General features: G+C 67.9%; 14 protein-coding genes. 5 read left to right on the top strand and 9 right to left on the bottom strand.

Translation table 11 applies throughout. The features are described 5' to 3' along the window. Nucleotides 1-419 precede the first annotated feature (419 nt). The 3 genes from ACQ3HB_RS16990 to ACQ3HB_RS16980 form a co-directional block, all read right to left on the bottom strand. Nucleotides 420-3,170 carry a hypothetical protein gene (locus tag ACQ3HB_RS16990; protein WP_430921592.1) on the bottom strand — a complete coding sequence of 917 codons (2,751 nt, stop codon included), beginning with the start codon at nucleotides 3,168-3,170 and terminating at the stop codon, nucleotides 420-422. 164 nt (nucleotides 3,171-3,334) lie between these two features. Beyond that, complete coding sequence (locus ACQ3HB_RS16985) at nucleotides 3,335-4,177, bottom strand: class I SAM-dependent methyltransferase (protein WP_430921590.1); 843 nt, start codon at nucleotides 4,175-4,177, stop codon at nucleotides 3,335-3,337. Nucleotides 4,178-4,385: 208 nt separating this feature from the next. Beyond that, the gene (locus tag ACQ3HB_RS16980; RefSeq protein ID WP_430921589.1) at nucleotides 4,386-5,348 is read right to left on the bottom strand and encodes an aldo/keto reductase; all 963 of its coding nucleotides are present in this window, start codon (nucleotides 5,346-5,348) and stop codon (nucleotides 4,386-4,388) included. A 167-nt stretch (nucleotides 5,349-5,515) separates the two neighbouring features. On the opposite strand from ACQ3HB_RS16980, the gene ACQ3HB_RS16975 reads away from it, so the two are divergent. After that, nucleotides 5,516-6,322 (top strand): siderophore-interacting protein, encoded by an 807-nt coding sequence (locus ACQ3HB_RS16975; RefSeq protein WP_430921587.1) that lies wholly within the window; start codon nucleotides 5,516-5,518, stop codon nucleotides 6,320-6,322. Here the strand turns inward: ACQ3HB_RS16975 and ACQ3HB_RS16970 are convergent. Then, on the bottom strand, nucleotides 6,282-6,995 hold the full coding sequence (locus ACQ3HB_RS16970) for a response regulator transcription factor (protein WP_430921586.1): 714 nt from the start codon (nucleotides 6,993-6,995) through the stop codon (nucleotides 6,282-6,284). The genes ACQ3HB_RS16975 and ACQ3HB_RS16970 overlap by 41 nt on opposite strands. Then, nucleotides 6,992-8,254, bottom strand: a complete 1,263-nt coding sequence (locus ACQ3HB_RS16965; RefSeq protein WP_430921585.1) for a sensor histidine kinase — start codon at nucleotides 8,252-8,254, stop codon at nucleotides 6,992-6,994. Before ACQ3HB_RS16965 ends, ACQ3HB_RS16970 begins: the two co-directional genes overlap by 4 nt. Nucleotides 8,255-8,467: 213 nt before the next feature. Between ACQ3HB_RS16965 and ACQ3HB_RS16960 the strand changes: the two genes are divergently transcribed. The 3 genes from ACQ3HB_RS16960 to ACQ3HB_RS16950 all read left to right on the top strand — a co-directional run bounded on the left by ACQ3HB_RS16960 (nucleotide 8,468) and on the right by ACQ3HB_RS16950 (nucleotide 12,247). Next, nucleotides 8,468-9,163 carry an ABC transporter ATP-binding protein gene (locus ACQ3HB_RS16960; RefSeq protein WP_430921584.1) on the top strand — a complete coding sequence of 232 codons (696 nt, stop codon included), beginning with the start codon at nucleotides 8,468-8,470 and terminating at the stop codon, nucleotides 9,161-9,163. Next, nucleotides 9,160-10,458: an ABC transporter permease gene (locus ACQ3HB_RS16955; protein WP_430921583.1), complete on the top strand. Its 1,299-nt coding sequence runs from the start codon at nucleotides 9,160-9,162 to the stop codon at nucleotides 10,456-10,458. The genes ACQ3HB_RS16960 and ACQ3HB_RS16955 overlap by 4 nt, the downstream gene beginning before the upstream one ends. A 64-nt stretch (nucleotides 10,459-10,522) precedes the next feature. Next, the gene (locus ACQ3HB_RS16950; RefSeq protein ID WP_430921581.1) at nucleotides 10,523-12,247 is read left to right on the top strand and encodes a cation:proton antiporter; all 1,725 of its coding nucleotides are present in this window, start codon (nucleotides 10,523-10,525) and stop codon (nucleotides 12,245-12,247) included. Between the two features lie 5 nt (nucleotides 12,248-12,252). Here ACQ3HB_RS16950 and ACQ3HB_RS16945 read toward each other — a convergent pair whose 3' ends face one another. The 3 genes from ACQ3HB_RS16945 to uriH form a co-directional block, all read right to left on the bottom strand. Beyond that, complete coding sequence (locus ACQ3HB_RS16945; RefSeq protein WP_430921579.1) at nucleotides 12,253-13,239, bottom strand: ribokinase; 987 nt, start codon at nucleotides 13,237-13,239, stop codon at nucleotides 12,253-12,255. A 107-nt stretch (nucleotides 13,240-13,346) separates the two neighbouring features. After that, nucleotides 13,347-14,786, bottom strand: a complete 1,440-nt coding sequence (gene uriT / locus ACQ3HB_RS16940; RefSeq protein WP_476742052.1) for a uridine transporter UriT — start codon at nucleotides 14,784-14,786, stop codon at nucleotides 13,347-13,349. Continuing rightward, nucleotides 14,783-15,730 (bottom strand): uridine-preferring nucleoside hydrolase UriH, encoded by a 948-nt coding sequence (gene uriH, locus ACQ3HB_RS16935; protein WP_430921578.1) that lies wholly within the window; start codon nucleotides 15,728-15,730, stop codon nucleotides 14,783-14,785. Before uriH ends, uriT begins: the two co-directional genes overlap by 4 nt. 231 nt (nucleotides 15,731-15,961) lie before the next feature. On the opposite strand from uriH, the gene ACQ3HB_RS16930 reads away from it, so the two are divergent. Continuing rightward, nucleotides 15,962-16,999: a LacI family DNA-binding transcriptional regulator gene (locus tag ACQ3HB_RS16930; RefSeq protein WP_430921576.1), complete on the top strand. Its 1,038-nt coding sequence runs from the start codon at nucleotides 15,962-15,964 to the stop codon at nucleotides 16,997-16,999. On the opposite strand, the gene ACQ3HB_RS16925 is transcribed toward ACQ3HB_RS16930, so the two are convergent. After that, nucleotides 16,996-17,595, bottom strand: coding sequence for a CGNR zinc finger domain-containing protein (locus ACQ3HB_RS16925; RefSeq protein WP_430921575.1), 600 nt, complete (start codon nucleotides 17,593-17,595; stop codon nucleotides 16,996-16,998). The genes ACQ3HB_RS16930 and ACQ3HB_RS16925 overlap by 4 nt on opposite strands. Nucleotides 17,596-17,745: the final 150 nt, after the last annotated feature.

Genomic DNA, 17,745 nt, shown 5'->3' with positions numbered 1-17,745 from the left:
CTCATCAAGAATACCAAGGACCGGTGTTCTAGAACAAGGGTTCGAACGAATCTGTGGAGAACTGGTGCTGCGCGACTGGACCCCACACTTCGACAAGCTCAGTGACCGGGCCGGGGGCGACGCACTTCGACACTCTCAGTGACCGGGCTGGGGCAACGCACTTCGACAAGCTCAGTGACCGGAGGCCGGGGCGACGCACTTCGACAGGCTCTGTGGCCGGAGGCCGAGCGCCGACAGGTAGAAAGGGAACCCCCTTCGACAAGCTCGGTGACCGGGGCCACACTTCGACAGGCCCATGGGTCGAGGGAATCTGGGCGACTCGGCAGGAGCACGCAGCGACGCCGCCGATCGGAAGGATCGACGGCGTCGCTGTGAGGGCGCATCACGACGGGTGACCGCCGTTCGGTGCGCTGCGGCGCCTACTCCGGCGTCGACGTCCCATTCAAGCCGGTGGGCCCATCGGCAGTCGTCAGGGCACCCACAGCAGCACCAGCACCAGCAGCACCAGCACTAGCACCAGCACTACCACCAGCGGAACGACGACGCAGGAGGAGCACACCGGCACCGATCAGCAGGAGGAGCAGTGCGGCGCCGAGCATTGGCGACAGTCCCTCGAAACCGGTCGACGCCAAACCAGCACCAGAAGCACCAGAAGCACCAGCACCAGCACCATTGCCGCCGCCCGTGCCCCCGCCGGAGCCGCCCGGGCCTGCAGCCGCAACGACCGTCACATCGGCCGCGGCGATCACGGCGCCGTTCGCATCCGTCAGTTCGATCCGGTGCGCACCGGGGTCCGCACTCGTCGGAACGGTGAACGTCGCCGAGAAGCGACGCGTCTCGTTGTCGACCTCGGTCGATGCGACGACGACGGGATCGGATCGGAACACGACGTCGTAGCTGCCAGCCGGGATCCCTTCGCCGGTCAGCGTCACGCTCTGGCCGGGGGTGAGCTTCCCACCTCCGAAGGAGATCGCCGGCGGACCGGCGTGGACCTTGCCGCTCCAGGATGCTTCGGACGACACGTTGCCACTGTCGTCGGTCGCTCGGGCGATCACGGTGTGCTGACCATCGGTGATCGGCACAGAGACGGAAATGGACCCGGGAGCCGAATCAGAGTTCCCTGCAGCAACGGTCCACGGTCCGCCGTCGATTTTCGTCTCGATGGTCGGCGGCGGTGTGAAGTCGTCGGTCGCCACGATCGTCAGGGCGACTGCCGGGTACCAACCGTCGACGTCCGTCGCATCGGCAGTGATTGTCACGGTGGGCGCGGTCGTGTCGACGGGCGGGTACGACGCCAGCTGCGGCGAGCTGAAGGTTCCGACCGCCGGTGCGCCGGCATCGTTGATGATGCGCGAGATGCCACCGGAGCCGTTCAGGAAGACGCTCGTCATCGACTGGAACGTGATCTGACGCGACCTCGGCGCCTGGATGCCGCTCTCCGCGAGGATCGGGATGCCGCGCTCGAAGAACGAGTAGTTCCCGAGGCCGGTCGCGTTGTGGACGCGAACCGTGTCTGCGACGCGGTAGGAGGCGTAGCCGTTGCGGTCGCCGTCCATCCAGGCGGCCTGGCTCGGCGGGTCGTAGGGGAGCTCGCTCTGGTAGAAGATCGTGCGACCGCGTTCTCCGTTCCACACGGTCTGATTCTCCTGGTAGTGCTCGACGAAGAGACCCGTCGCCGTGACGTCGTCACCATTCACGACAACCCCGTGGGCTCCCGTGTTCACGTCCCAACCGAATGCGCCGTCGACGCCGTGATCGGCCCGCCAGGCCCAGATGTGGTCGAGGAGGACATCGTCGCTATTGACCTCGATGCTCGTCTCCGCTTTGCCGGCCCAGGCTCCGCCGATGCGGATGAACACGTCGCTGAGTGTGGTCGGGTTGGCGGCATCCCCGGTGTGTCCGTCGCTGCCGATCTTGACGAGGGTCGCCGATTCCGTCGTGCCCGCGTCCACCGTGATGCCGGAGACGACGACGCCAGGAACGTCAGCGACCTCGAGGGCTGAGGTTCCCGCCGTCGGGGTGAGCGATGCGTACCCGAGGCCGAGGACGACGGTGTCCGGCCTGGTGACCGAGATGGGTTCCGCCAGCTCGTAGACGCCGGGCGTCAGCAAGAGGTTCTTGCCGGTGGCGAGAGCTGCATTGATCGTCGCCGCCGAATCGCCTTCATGCGCGATGAAGAAGTCGTCGATGCCGATCGCCTCGCCATCGGAGGCCGAGGTTCCCCAGTTCACTCCGGAGGAGTTGGTTTCGGCAGACGGCACGAAGACCTTGTAGTCGTCGCCGTCGAGGTAGAGGAAGGGGGCTTCACGGCTGACCGGTGTTTCGGCGATCGTCGTCTTGTTGCCGGGCGCGAAGTCGGTCGCGGGTGCCCCTTGGACGCCGGAGAAGACCGTGTTCCAGACGCCGCCGTCCCACGTGCCCACTTCGCTGTTCCGCGTGAACCACTGCTGTTGCGAGCCGCTCACGAGCGTGCCGGTCACTCGGGAGTTGGCGAGGTATCCGCCGCTCGCGAACTCGCCGACGCGACCGAAGAGCGTCAGTCCGCCCTCGATGTTCATCCGGCGCAGCGGAGCGGCTTGGGATACCGCGAACCGCATCTGGTGCTTGTCAGCGACACCGTTCGGGAAGGGGCGGAGCGCATCGACGCCGACGGGCTGCTGGATCGGGTTGATGGTCATGTTGCTGAGCGACCGCCAGAAACGCGTGAGGGATCCTGGCTGCGGGCAGTCCCACGGATTCGCTTCGCACTGTCTGACCGGTTCGACGTGGATCGCGCCGTTCAACCGCACGTCCTCCGGTGATGCGCCGAGTCCGGACACCGAGGTGTAGTAGCCGAGCTCGCCGTTCACGATGCCGGTCGCGGTCGTCGGGTCGTTCTGCCCGGATGCGCTCCCGTAGGTGCCCGGTTTGAAGAACACCGCGTGCCGGTTGAGGCTGAACTCCGCTTCGTCGGAGATCGAGGCGAGCGTGTCGTTGATGTGCTCGACCGAGTCGGACGGGTCGAAGATGATGACGTTCGGACCGAAATCGGGTCCGGGGTCTGCGGCGGCGGGGCTCGCGAAGACCGTTCCGGCTGCGAGTACTGCGGCGATGGTGGCTCCGACGCCGACTGATCGAGCGATCGTCGTGCGCCGAGGAGAGGGATCTGGAATGGCGTGTTGTCGCGTCACGTGCGTGTTCTCCTTTGAACAGGTCGTACAGGGACGGACGGCGCGTCCCGGGTGGGACTTCGTCGTCCGCGGTCAGCTTAGGGGTTAATCACTGACTTGTCAGTAAGGTACGCACCATGTGTCGATGAGAGCCCGCCTGGACGAGCAGGCGAGGCTCGGCGACCTCACCGGGGGAGCGGCACCGCTTCGGCGAGGTACCGATGCTCATTCGTCACGAACACGCCGTCGATCACGTTCCCGTCGAGGATCGCGTTGAACGCATCGACGTCGGCGAGTGCTTCGCTGCCGTCGACATCGGCGTGGAGCAGATCGAGGGCCTGCAACCAGAAGACGAGCGACTGGGCGTCCTCGACCACGTACTCGACGTCGTACTCCTGGAAATCCACGAGCCGGAGTCCGGAACCCTCGAACTGCGACCGACTGATCGGGGCTGAGGGGAGCGGACGTATGCCCGCATCGTCGCCCTCACCCGCATCACCCCGCTCACCCGCACGTCCTCCGCCGAGCACCCCCTTGATGTTCAGCATGTTTCGCTCGCCCACCTGCTGGGTGATGAACCGACCGTCCGGTGCCAGATGGTCGCGGACAGCGGAGAGCGAGAATGGCGCGTGCCGGTTGAGGATGACGTCGAAGTGCTCCGTCACCGTTTCGAGCTGTTCGCTGCTCTGGCGGAACGACACCTGGGGTACCTCTCGTCCGGTCGCCGTCGCGATCGCCACCATCTCCGGGTCGATGTCGATGCCCAGGCCGGAGACACCGCGGGAAACGCCGACCCCCGAAACGATGTCTGAGACGAACCGCGGCGCGAGCGACAGGAATCGCTCACCTCCACCGGTTCCGACATCCAGCACCCGACATCCCGGACCGATCCGGGCCGCGACCACGGCCTCGTACTCCCAGGGCACGGTCGCGCGCCTGGTCGCCATCCTGGAGAAGTCCCAGCCCGTCCGGGGCGAAACGGTCGCGACGATGGCGTCGAGCTCGCGTCGGGTGTACGACTGCTGCATGGTGAGGTCCCCATCCCGAACGGCCACCCGGAGCCGGGAGCACATCCGACACACTCTAGCCGCGCTCAATGATTCGGTCGGGAGCTCTCGACACTGCTCTTCCGTGCCTACGGCAGCATTCGGGTCGTGCCCGCAGCAGCGACCATCCTCGGCCGGACGACCGCGGAGCATGACCAAGGCCATGCATCTGCATCACCAAGCCCATGCATCACCAGGCGTAGGCCTCCGGAGCCGCGCCGAACGCCGGGAAGATCTCGTCGAGCGCCGGGAGCGTCGCCTCGTCGAGCTGGAGGTCGAATGCGTCGAACGCCGAGGTCAGGTGCTCGAGCGTGCGCGGACCGATGATGGGTCCGAGGACGCCCGGTTGGTGCAGGAGCCAGCTGAGCGAGAGGATCGCGGCCGTCGTGTCGAGTTCCTCGGCGAGTGCGCTCAACCGGTCGATCCGCTCGGGTGAGGCGCCGCGCTTCTGTCCCGTGCGATCCGCATCGCGTCTCGTCGTGCCTTCGCCGCGCAGCGAGGATCCGGCGAGCAGCCCCGCGTGCAGCGGGCTCCACGCGATGACGCTCACGCCGAAGCGCTGAGCGGCGGGGAGCACTTCGCGTTCCACGTCACGTGCGACGAGGTTGTAGAGCGACTGCTCGGAGACGAGTCCGAGTCGGTGCTGGTTCTGGCGGAGGACCTGGGCCTCCGCGATGTTCCAGCCGGCGAAGTTCGAGGAACCCGTGTAGCTGATCTTGCCCTGATCGATGAGGACGTCGATCGCCGTCCAGATCTCCTCCCACGGCACACGCCGGTCGATGTGGTGGAACTGGTAGAGATCGATGTGGTCGACCTGCAGGCGGCGGAGTGATCCCTCGACCGCGCGGCGGATGTGGAACGCGCTCAACCCGCGGTCGTTGCGCCCTTCGCCGACCTTGCCGAAGACCTTGGTTGCGAGGACCACCTGGTCCCTGGCGGCGGGCCGGGCCTGCAGCCAGCGCCCGACGATCTCCTCGGTCAGCCCGTTCGGCCCGTAGACATCGGCGGTGTCGATGAAGTTCACGCCGTGATCGAGCGCCGTGTCGAGGATCTCGAACGAGTCCTCCTCCGTGGTGTGCCGCCCGAAGTTCATCGTGCCGAGGATCAGTCGTGACACCTCGACGCCACTCCGACCCAGTTGCCCGTATTCCATGCGTGTGCTCCATCCGATGCGGTCTGCCGCGGTCCATGCGCCCGGCCGCGTCCAGTCTGCGCTCTCGGGGGTGCGCGCTGTCAAGCGTGGGCGTGAACGTGCAGCAGTCGCACGCAGATGCGGACAAAGGTTAGGCTTACCTTAATTGCTCATCCCGAAGGAGCCGCATGCCCACGTTGAAGATCCAGAACGCCAAGCACCGCCAGATGACCAGGGCGCGGGTCGCGCGGGTCGAACGGACGACGCCGCACTTCGTGACCGTCACGTTCACCTCCGATGCCCTCGACGGCTTCGAGTTCCTCGGCGACGACCAGTGCATCCGCGTCTTCTTCCCAAGGGTCGGCCAGCGCGGTCTCCGGATGCCGACCGCATCGGGCAACGGCTGGATCGCCCAGTTCTACCTCATCCCCGCGGCGTCGCGTCCGCAGGTCCGCAACTACACGGTCCGTGCGTTCCGACCGGAGAGCGCTGAACTCGACATCGAGTTCGTCGTGCACGGCGACGACAGCCCGGCCTCGTTCTGGGCCACGCACGCGCAGCCGGGCGACGAAGCCGGCCTCTTCCCGGAGGGCAAGCAGTACCTGCCGCACAGCGGTGCGGAGTGGCAGCTCCTCGTCGGTGACGAAAGCGCGGTCCCGGCGATCCTCAGCATCCTCGAACAGTCAGACCTCGCGCTCCGTGCGGAGGTGTTCCTAGAAGTGCCGAGCACCGACGACATCCGGCCGACACCGGCCCGCGACGGCGTCACGGTGCACTGGCTTCCGCGTGACGGCCGACCTGGGACCCCAGGACGGTACGCACTCGAAACCGTGTCCAGGGCGAAACTCCCGATCGGGGAACCCGCGAGCTTCATCGTGGGGGAGAGCGGCCTCGCCACCGGCCTCCGCCGTCACCTCGTGAGCGAACGCGGCTTCGCGAAATCCGGGATCATCTTCATCGGCTACTGGAAGTCGGGTCGCGCGGCGCTCGGGTAGCCGCATCGCCGGCACGCACGAGACCGCTCTCGTACGCCGTGATCACGAGCTGCGCACGATCGTGGGCCTGTAGTTTGGCCATGACCCGATTCACGTGGGTCTTCGCCGTGAGCGGTGAGATCACGAGCGATTCGGCGATGTCGGTGTTCGACTGCCCCGTCGCGACGAGCAGGAGGACTTCCCGTTCTCGTGCCGTGAGCTCCGCGAGAGCGGCGGCGGACGGGCCGTCGCTCCAGGAGCCGGTCGGCGGTCCGACGAACCGATCGATGAGCGCGCGCGTCGCTGCGGGGGACAGCAGACTCTCGCCCTGGTGGACGGACCGGATCGCCTGCACGATGGCGTCCGGCTCCGCCCCCTTCCCGATGAAGCCGCTCGCCCCGGCGCGGAGTGCGCGCACGACGTTCTCGTCGTCCTCGAAGGTCGTCAGGATGAGCACCCGGACGGCCGCGAGGTCCGGATCGGCGCAGATCTCCGTGGTGGCGGCGATCCCGTCGAGTTCCGGCATCCGGATGTCCATCAGGACCACGTCCGGACGCAGCTCACGCGCGGCCGCGATCCCCTCACGGCCGTTCGTCGCTTCACGCACCACGTCGATGTCGTCCTGGGCGTCGAGGAGGCCGACGAGCGCGGCGCGGATGAGTGTCTGGTCGTCGACGATGAGCAGTCTGATCATGCGGTGCTCCCTGCCTCGCCGACGGGCAGCACGGCCCGCAGACGGAACGTCGACCTCGTCGGGTGGATCTCCACCGTGCCGCGGACGGACTGGACGCGCTCCCGGATGCCGCGGAGGCCGTAGCCGGGGGGTGTAGTCGTGGGTGTGGGTGTGGGTGTGGGTGTGGTCGTGGTTGTGAGTGGAAACGATGATGTGGGTACGGCCGTGTGCGGGCCGCCGAGACCGACGATCGGATTCGTCACGACGATCTCGAGTCGCTCCGGACCGTAGTGCACGCGCACGTGCGCCCGTCCCGAGTGCCCGTGCTTGTGGGCGTTCGTGAGAGCCTCCTGGATAACACGGTAGGCGACGCCGTCGGTCGCGGCGGCCAACGGGACGGCGGTGCCTTCGACTCGCGTCGTGACCTCGAGCCCGCTCTCCGCGAACCGTTCCACGAGTTCGTCGAGTCTCGCGAGGCCGGGGGTCGGAGCGAGGCCGGGGGTTGGAGCGAGGGCGGTGCCCGTACCGTCGCCGATCGGAAGCCCGTCCGGCTCGGCGCGAAGCGTGGTCAGGAGATCGCTGATCTCGGTGAGCACGGAGCGGGCGGCCCGACGGATCGTGACGAGCGCTTCCGCCGCCGTCTCCGGCTTCGACTGCATGGTCGTCGAGGCGAGTCCCGCATTGAGGCTGATGACGGCGATCTCGTGCGCCACGACGTCGTGGAGGTCCTGCGCGATCCGCAAACGGTCCTCGGCGACACGTCGCCTCGCCTCGGACTCGCGCGTCTCCTCGGCGCGGATCGCCCGATCGGTGATCGCGGCGATGTAGGCGTGCCGCGCTCTCGTGCCTCCGCCCGCCGCGGCAGCGAACGCGATCGTGACGGCGACCTGGATCGCGTGCAGATCGAGGAACGGACCGCCCACGATGAACAGCAGGACGACGGTCACGACGATCACGCTCGTCGCGGCGATGATCGTGGTGAGCCGATCCCGTCGCACCGCGAGCCCGAACATCGCGACGGCCAACGGGAGCACGGCGCCCGGGCCAGTGAGCCCGACGAAGAACCCCGTGCAGAAGAGCACCCCGCACGCGGCGTAGACCGCGATGGGCCAGCGTCGACGGAGCGGGAGGATGAGCGCCGGGAGGACGATGACGCACAGCACGACCGGATGCAGCTGGACGCGCGGGGCGTTGCCGAACGGGGCGAGGGCGCCGGCGATGACCACCACGCCGATGAGCACGTCCGTGATCCAGGGGGGAACGCGTCCGAACGGGTTCATCCGTGCCTCAGCCTCCCTCGTGCGACGTGCGCTGGGCCTCACACTCCAGCGCTCACACTCCAGCATGGCGCGGATCGCGCGCGGATGCGTCCCCTGCGTGCAGTAGGCCGCGTACTGCGAACGCAGTAGACGAAGATGCCACGACGGGCAGACGCGGGACGGAGCCGATCCGAGGAGGCTGAAGGAGCTGAATCGGAACGAATGGAGCCACCCATGGCAGCACCCATCATCTCCGCGCGGAACGTCCACAAGACGTACGGTCGCGGGCAGACCCGGTTCGACGCGCTGAAAGGCGTCTCGATCGACGTGCAGGAGGGGGAGAGCGTCGCGATCGTCGGCAAGAGCGGATCCGGGAAGTCGACGCTCATGCACGTGCTCGCGCTCCTCGACACCCCGAGCGAAGGGATGGTGTCCCTGCGCGGGTCCGACACCGCGACCCTCCGAGGCCAGGAGCTCAATCGGCTCCGGAACAAGACCTTCGGGTTCGTCTTCCAGCAGTTCTTCCTCACGCCGAACGCATCCGTGCTCGACAACGTCATCCTGCCACTCACGATCGCGGGCGTCGGTCGACGGGAGCGACGCCGCATCGGGCTCGACGCGCTCGCGCAGCTCGAACTCGCCGACAAGGCGAAGAACAAGGCGACCGACCTCTCCGGCGGACAGAAGCAGCGTGCCGTCATCGCACGGGCGCTCGTCAACCAGCCGCGCATCATCTTCGCCGACGAACCCACCGGCAACCTCGACACCGCCACGGGGGCGGTCGTCGAGGACATCCTCTTCGAGTTGAACCGCGACCAGGGCATCACCCTCGTGATCGTCACGCACGACGAAGACCTCGCCGCGCGATGCGATCGACGGGTGTACGTCAGGGACGGGCTCGTCGTCGACACCCTGGAGCGTGCGGCATGAAGACGCTCGACGTCCTCGGAAGGGCTGTGGCGAACACCTTCCGGAGCAGAACCAGAACGATCCTGACGATCCTCGCGATCTTCGTCGGCGCGTTCACCCTGACGATCACCCAGGGCCTCGGCACCGGCATCAACCAGTACATCGACCAGACCGTCGGAGCGATCGGGGCGACCGACGTCCTCACCGTCACGAAGACGGCCGACACGACGACGACGACCACCGACGGGCCCCGCGAGTACGACCCGGACACCGTCACGAGCGGAGGCGCCGGACCCGGCGGCCAGAGGACGGTCGCCCTCATCACCCCGACCGATCTCGATGCGCTCGCCGCGGTCACCGGGGTCGACAGCGTGCAGCCGACGAAGTCCGTGAAGGCCGACTTCATCCAGCACGACGACGGAGGGAAATACGTCATCGGCATCGGCGCGTTCGTCCAGGGACAGAAGCTGCAGCTCGCGAGCGGTTCGCAGCCGGACGCCTCGAGCGACCTGCAGGTGGCGATCCCCGCGAACGCCGTGACCTCGCTCGGACTCGGGAGCGATGCGAAAGCCATCGGGCAGACCGTGTCGATCCAGGTGACCGACGCGAGCAAAGCGACCCACCTCGTCGATGCGACCGTGATCGGCGTCGCGGAACAGGGCGTGGGGGCCGCGGGAACGAACGCGGTTCCCAACGACGCACTCATGGACGCGCTCTACGCGGCGCAGTCGACAGGTCTGACGCAAGCGGAGAGCGAGAGCTACGCGCAGGCCTCTGTACGCTTCGACCCGTCCATGTCGGCCTCCCAGGTGACCGCGCTCCAGGACCGACTGACCGATGCAGGCTTCACCTCGACGACCGTCGCGCAACAGCTCGGCACCTTCAAGACCGTGATCGACGCCATCGTGACCGTCCTCAACGCCTTCGCCGTGATCGCCCTCCTCGCCGCGAGCTTCGGCATCATCAACACGCTCTTCATGTCGGTGCAGGAACGGACTCGCGAGATCGGCCTCATGAAGGCCATGGGCATGTCGAGCGGAAAGGTCTTCGGCCTCTTCAGCTACGAAGCGCTCTTCATCGGCTTCCTCGGGAGTGCGATCGGGACGGGCCTCGGGATGCTCATCGGCTCGGTCGTCGGGAACGTCCTGTCCACGCGGCTGTTCGCGGACTTGCCGGGGCTCCAGCTCATCGCGTTCACGCCGGCCTCGATCCTGACGATCATCGGCGTGGTGATGCTGCTCGCGTTCGCGGCCGGGACGCTGCCGGCTGCGAGGGCGGCCAGGCAGAACCCGGTGGAGTCGCTCCGGTACGAGTGACGGGTCGCCCTCTCCCTGCTCAGCCGATCAGTAGGCTGGAACATCACAGGGAGAGGGGGCGGCCGTGGAACCACTGTTCGTCATCGTGCTGGGGCTCATCACGATCGCCGGAGCCGCCGTCATCGGTCCGCGCGTGGGCGTCGCGACACCGCTGCTGCTCGTCATCGTCGGCATCATCGTGAGCTTCCTCCCGTTCATCCCCGTGGTCGACATCGAGCCGGAGTGGATCCTCGCGGGGATCCTGCCACCGCTGCTCTACTCGGCGTCCGTGTCGATGCCGGCGATGGACTTCCGGCGGGAATTCACGGCCATCGGCGGTCTGTCGGTCGTCCTCGTCGTGCTGTCGTCCATCGTCCTCGGCTTCTTCTTCTCGCTCGTGATCCCCGATCTCGGCATCTGGTGGGGCATCGCCCTCGGCGCCGTCGTCAGCCCGACCGATGCCGTGGCGACGTCGATCGTCAAACGGTCGGGGGTGTCCGGCCGAATCGTCGCGGTCCTCGAAGGCGAGAGCCTCCTGAACGACGCGACAGCTCTCGTGCTGCTCCGGGCGGCCATCGCCGGCACCGCCGCATCGATCTCGGTGTGGGGCGTCCTCGGCAACTTCGTGTTCGCGGTCGTCGTGGCGACCGCCATCGGCATCGCCATCGGGTACCTCAACCTGTGGGTGCGGTCGAAGATCTCCGACTCGACCGTCAACACCGTCATCTCCTTCACCGTGCCGTTCCTCGCATCGATCCCCGCCGAACTCCTCGGGGCCTCCGGTCTCGTCGCGGCGGTCGTCGCCGGACTCGTGACCGGGCGCCGAGCACCGCGATTGCTCCCGCCGCAGCATCGGGTGGCGGAGGCGCAGAACTGGCGTGCCGCCGAGATGGTCCTCGAGGGCGCGATCTTCCTCATCATGGGACTCGAGCTCGCGGGGATCGTGGCCGAGGTCCAGAACGATGAAGCGAACGGGCTCCTCGTCGCTGCGGGGATCGCGCTCGCAGCGCTCGTCATCACGATCCTCGTGCGCGCCGCCTACGTGACACCGCTCATCGCGGGGCTCCGTCGCCGTGCACGACGCGGCGAGCTGATGAAACCGCGCCTCGAGACGTTCCAGGAGACGATCGGCGACCCCGAGCGCTACGACGAGCGGTTCCAGGGTCGCCGCACCCCGCCGTCACCCCGCCGCATCGAGCGGGGACTGACACGGATGCGTCGCGCGCTCGCGGACATCGACTACTTCCTCGCGGCGCCGCTCGGCTGGCGCGAGGGGACGGTCGTCGTGTGGGCCGGGATGCGGGGAGCGGTGACGTTGGCCGCCGCGCAGACGATTCCGCACGATGCGCCGCATCGCTCGCTGCTCATCCTCATCGCGTTCCTCGTCGCAGGATCGTCGCTCCTCATCCAGGGCGGAACGCTCGCGCGCGTCGTCCGCTGGGTGAAGCCCGCGACGGCCGACCCGCTCGACGTCGAGGAGCGGACGCGCATGATGCAGATGCTCGATGACGCTGCGGCGACGGTCGTCGTCGCACCGGAAGCGGGTTCGGACGCCGAGCGGGCGATCCCCGTGGACCGGCCGTTCGACGACGCTGAGCCGCTCGACGCGGCGTCTGACGAACCCGTCGTCTGGGATCCGTTCAGCTCAGAGGCGAAACGGCTCGCGCTCGCGAAGATCAACGCGAAACGGAACGCTCTCCTCGACGCCCGCGACGACGGCGCCTTCAGTGCTCCCGCGCTCACGACGGCGCTCGCCAACCTCGATGCGGATCAGATCAGCATCGAGCTGAAGGGCGGTCCTGCGGGGTAGCGGTGCTAGTACTGCGCGAGGAAGGCTTCGAGCTGCTCTGGAGTCGGGTACGAGGCCTGGGCGCCGGCACCGGTCGCGGCGTAACTGCCGACGGTCGACGCGTAGCGGGCGGCTTCGACGAGCGAATCGCCGGCCGCGAGTCGGACGGCGAGCGAGCCCATGAAGGCGTCGCCGCATCCCGTCGTGTCGACCGCGGTGATCCTGGGGGAGGGCACGGTCGCGATCGGTGCGTCGCCATCGATGATGACGCTGCCCTCCGCGCCCGTCGTGATGACGGCACGGTCGATGCCGCGGCTGCGGAGGGACGCTGCGGTCGCCTCCCACGCGGACGCGGATGCGGCTGCGCCATCGCCCTGTCCGTCACGGTCGCCATCGCCCTCGCCGGACTCGGTGCCTGCGAGATCGCGCGCTTCATGCTCGTTGACGAGGAGTACGTCGGCGAGTTCGAGGAGTTCGTCCGGGACCTCGCCGTACGGCGAGAGGTTGAAGAGGACGAGCGCGCCCGCATCGCGGCCGTGTCTGGCCGAAGCGAGCACCGTGTCCATCGGGATCTCGAGGCACAGGCAGAGGACGCCCGCGCCGTCGAGGACCGCGGTGACGCGCTCGAGGACGGTGGAACCCTCGCCGTTCACGTCGAGTGTGCCGTTCGCGCCGGGGGAGACGATGATCGTGTTCTCGCCAGCGTCGTCGACCGTGATGACGGCGGTGCCGGTGGCGACGCCGTCCAGGCGATCGATGTTGCCGGTGTCCACTCCTGCGTCGCTCAGCGAGTCGAGGAGCAGTCGGCCGTGCGGGTCGTCTCCGACTGCGCCGACCATCGTGACCGAGCCGCCGAGGCGACCTGCCGCGACGGCCTGGTTCGCACCCTTGCCGCCGGGGACGATCGTCAGTTCCGAGCCCTGCAGGGTCTCGCCCGGCTGCGGGAAGCGGGCGGTGTGCACGACGAGGTCGGCGTTCAACGATCCGACGACGACGATCCGGGAACTCTGCATGACGGGCCTCTCCTGTGGCCGAGCCGACATCGTGCGGACACGATGCCGGCTCGGCGTTCGAACTGGTGCTGGTGGTGCTGTGGTGCTGTGGTGCTGTGCTGCTGCTGTTACTTGCTCGCGACCGCGTCGACGGACGGCGCGGAACCGACCTCGGCGTTCACCGGCTTCGGGATGAGGAACGAGATCGCGAGAGCGACCACGGTGATCCCCGCACCCAAGAGCATGGCATTGGTGTAGCCGGACGTCGAACTGCTGCCCGCCGGCGAACCGAGGACCTGCAGCGCGGGGAGGACCACGAAGCTGAGGCCGGCGCCCAGGTTGAACGCGCCGGCGTTGAGGCCGGGCAGGAAGCCGGGGTTGTCCTTCGGCGACAGCACGATGCCCAGGCCGTTCAGCATGATGTTGCCGATGCCGGCGTACGTGATGCCGATGAGGACGGTCGCGGCGATGAGCGTCGGAAGCGAGTGCACGCCGACGAACGCCATGATGACGGTCGAGACGATGCTGCCGATGAGGCCGACGCGGAGCACGTTGAGGTAGCCGAACGTCGGTGCGAGGCGACCCGCGAACGGTCCGACGAGCCAGCCGACGAGGGCGTACGGCGTCAGGAAGGCGAGCGACGCGAGGTCGGCCTCCATACCGAATCCGGCATCGGCGTTCTGGGCGATCGACGTCACGAGGCCGTTGACGACGGCGAAGATGCCCGTCATCGTCAGGAGCGTCGTGAGGAGGAGCGCCCAGGTGCTGCGCTGACGCAGGTACTTCGTGGCGACGAGCGGTTCGGCGACCCGGTTCTCGACGGTCCAGAAGATGCCGAACGCGACGAGCGCGAGGACGACGCCGCCACCGACGAGGAGCCAGTTCGCCGCGGCGAGCTTGCCGGCCTCGTTGAAGGCCGTGAGCAGTGCCGCGATCGAGACGACGAGGGGGAGGACGCCCCACCAGTCCATCTTCGTGCCCTTCGACGGACGCGAGTCGGCGGCCCACAGGATCACGAAGACGATCGCGATCGCTGCGACGACGGCCATCGTCCAGAACACGGAACGGAAGCCGTGGTTCGTGACGAGCCAGCCGCCCGCGAGGGCGTCGATGCCGGCGATGCCGCCGTTGACCGCGGTGATGAGGCCCATCATCGCGCCGTAGCGCTTCGGGTCGGTGATCTCGGCACGCAGCATGAGCAGCGCGATCGGGACGACCGGGCCGGACACGCCCTGGATGATGCGGCCGACGAAGAGCATCTCGACGTTCACGGCGAGAGCCGCGACGACGGTGCCGACGAGCATCACGACGAGCATCCACGTGAGGATCTTCTTGCGGCCCGCGATGTCGCTGAGGCGCGGCAGGAAGACCGAGAAGAGTGCCGCGGTGGTGAAGAACATGGTCTGCGAGAGACCGATCGTCGCATCGTCCGTGCCGAGTTCGCGGGCCATGCTCACGAGCGCGGGGCTCAGCATGCTCGCGTTCAGCTGGAAGGCGACGCACGCTGCGAGCAGCGCGGTCATGAGGGCGCCGATGCGCACGGCCGGCTTGTTCGCGAGCTCGCTCACAGTGCGACCTCCCCGATGTTGCGGAGCGCGTCGACGACGAGGCCCCAGAACCGCTCACGGTCGAGCTTGACCGCGGCGGAGGTGGTGCAGTCGGCGGGGGCCGGAGCTCGGAAGTCCGCGACCGTCATGCCGAGCGTGAGGGTGCCGGTGAGTTCGATGTCGATCGGGACCTTGACGGTCTCCACGATCGTCGGGTCGATGACGTACGCGACGGCGCACGGGTCGTGCACGGGCGGCGAATCGAAGCCCTGGGCCTCCTTGTACGTCGTTCCGAAGAACTCGAGGAGCTCGACGACGAACTGTGCGGGGGCGGTGCCGACGGCGGCGACCTGCTCGACGACATCGGGGGTCGCGAGCGCCTGGTGCGTGAGGTCGAGGCCGACCATCACGACGGGCCACGACTCGTTGAACACGATGTGCGCGGCTTCCGGGTCGATCTTGATGTTGAACTCGGCCACGGCGGACCAGTTGCCGACGTGGTAGCCGCCGCCCATGAGGACGACTTCCTTGACCCGTTCGACGATGCGCGGCTCCTTGCGGGCGGCGAGTGCGATGTTCGTCAGTCCGCCGGTCGGGACGAGCGTGATCGTCCCCGGCTCGTGGGACATGACGAGGTCGATGATGAGGTCGACCGCGTGGCGCGGGTCGAGCTCGAGCGTCGGCTCGGGGAGGACGGGGCCGTCCATACCGGAGTCGCCGTGGATGTCGGGGGCGTTCTCGAGGTCGCGTACGAGCGGGCGGGTCGCGCCGGCTGCGAACGGGACTCCGGTGATGCCGGCGATCCGTGCGACGGCGAGCGCGTTCCGCGTCACCTTCGGGAGGGTCTGGTTGCCGACGACCGTGGTCACGGCGAGCAGTTCGATCTCGGGATTCCCGTGGGCGAGCAGGATGGCGATGGCGTCGTCGTGTCCTGGGTCGCAGTCGAGAATGATCTTCTTGGTCATGCATCTCCACATCGTTGGGGTGGTCGAACCGAGCATCAGCAGGGATCTGATCCGCCTACGTCAAGCGCTTTACGCGCACTCGGAAAACTATACGTCAAGCGTTTGACGTTCGGTGACCATCCGTGCGGATTCTCCGATGCTCATCCGAGCACCTTCGTTCGTCGGCCTCGCAAACCCGGTGCGCACGCGTGGCTGCGAAGGGAGACCACGAGTGCTCGATACGATCGTGAGATGCCTGAGAACGCGACACGACCACCGGCCGGCAAACGTGTCACCGCCGCGATGGTCGCCGAGCGAGCGGGGACGTCGGTCGCGACCGTGTCGCTCGTCGCCAATGGCAAGCACGAGGGGCGCGTGTCCCAGCCGAACGTCGAACGTGTGCGGGAGGCGATCGCCGAGCTCAACTACGTCGCCGATCACGCCGCGCAGGCGCTCGCGACCGGGACGAGCAACATCGTCCTCCTCGTGACCCCCGATGCGTCGAACCCCTTCTTCGGCAGTGTGATCTCCGGGATCCGCGCCGAGCTCGGCACCGCGTACCAGCTGCTCGTCTCCGTGACGGGTGAGGGGAACGTGCCGACGGCCGCCGGCCTCAGTCAGCTCGCGGCTCTCCGGCCGGCCGGCCTCCTCGTCGATGCTCCGAGTGAGGCGTTCCTCCGCGAGATGCAGCTGCGCTCTGCACTCGTCCTGCTCGATGCTCCGGGACGCGAAGGGCCGACGCCCGCGGTCAACTTCGATCTCGAGGCCGGCGTCAGAGAACTCGTCGAACACCTGCACGAACGCGGCCATCGCCACCTCGGGTACCTCGCCGGCCGGACGGAGACGGAGACGTTCATCCTCCGTGACCAGTGGGTCACCCGTGAAGCCGGCCGCCTCGGCATGACCGTGCACGAGGACGATGCTGCAGCGAGCCTCATCGACCTCGATGCTGCCGCCGCCGCATTCCGGCGTGCCTGGCCGTCCTGGCGTGCGGCCGGGGTGACGGCGATCGTCTGCGCGACCGACACCCACGCCTACGGTGTGCTGCGCGCCGCCGCCGAACTCGGGTTGCGCGTGCCTGACGACATCGCCGTGACCGGCTTCGACAACCTGCCGTACTCGACGATCAGCGACCCGCCGCTCACGAGCGTCGACCTCTCGGGCGAAGCGCTCGGTCGTGCCGGGGCCCGGACGCTCATCGCCGAGATCGAAGGGCGCGATGTGGGTGCTCCTGCCGTGCTCGAAGCGCGGCTGGTGAAGCGCGCGTCGACCGTCGGGGAGCGGGACTAGCTGGGTCCGGTCGCGGCCGTCGGCGCGCCGGCGGTCCGTTTGCGAGCGCGGTAGGCGGCGGCCTTCATCTTGTTGCCGCAGGTCTCCATCGCGCACCACTCGCGGCGGCCTCCTCGCGAGTGGTCCAGGTAGACCTGCGTGCACTCCGGGCGCCCGCACTCCTTGAGGAGGTCCGCGGTCGGGTGGATGAGCACCTCGATCGCATCGCGGGCGACCGAGGACAGCGCCTGCGTCGGAGTGGCCGTTGCGGTGGACCGGAGCCCGTCCGGCGTGGTTCGGGGCCCGTCCGGTGCGAGCCGGGGGATCGCCGACGGCTCGGCGGCCGAGTCGTTCACGATGTCGAGCGATTCGGTGTCGAGCGCCTCGCCGGTGAGGCTCGCTCGGACGAGGGTGTAGATCGCCTCTCTGAGGGCGAGCGCCGCATCGAGGTCCGCCGCACCGCTCGGTGCGCCGGCGTCGGCGATGCCGGATTCACGGAACCATGCGTCGAGGCTCGCGGGGGAGCCGAGCATCTCGGTCGGCTCGGGATTGCGCCGCGCGCGCAGGGTGCCGACGAAGTCGAGGGAGAGGTTGCCGCAGGGGAAGGCGTGTTCCATGTCACCAGTCTAAGTGGTTATGATGCGGTAGACAAGGAGCGTAACCGGCTTGACGGGTGACGAGTCGCATGTCATGATCGTCACCAGTCGGACTGGTGACGAATGCTGTGGACTGTCTCGCCACTCGACCCTTCTCGACCATCATTCGGA

It is taken from the genome of Plantibacter lichenum, assembly GCF_050587525.1.
Classification (GTDB): Bacteria; Actinomycetota; Actinomycetes; order Actinomycetales; family Microbacteriaceae; genus Plantibacter.
This window is presented reverse-complemented; position numbering and strand designations above follow the sequence as displayed.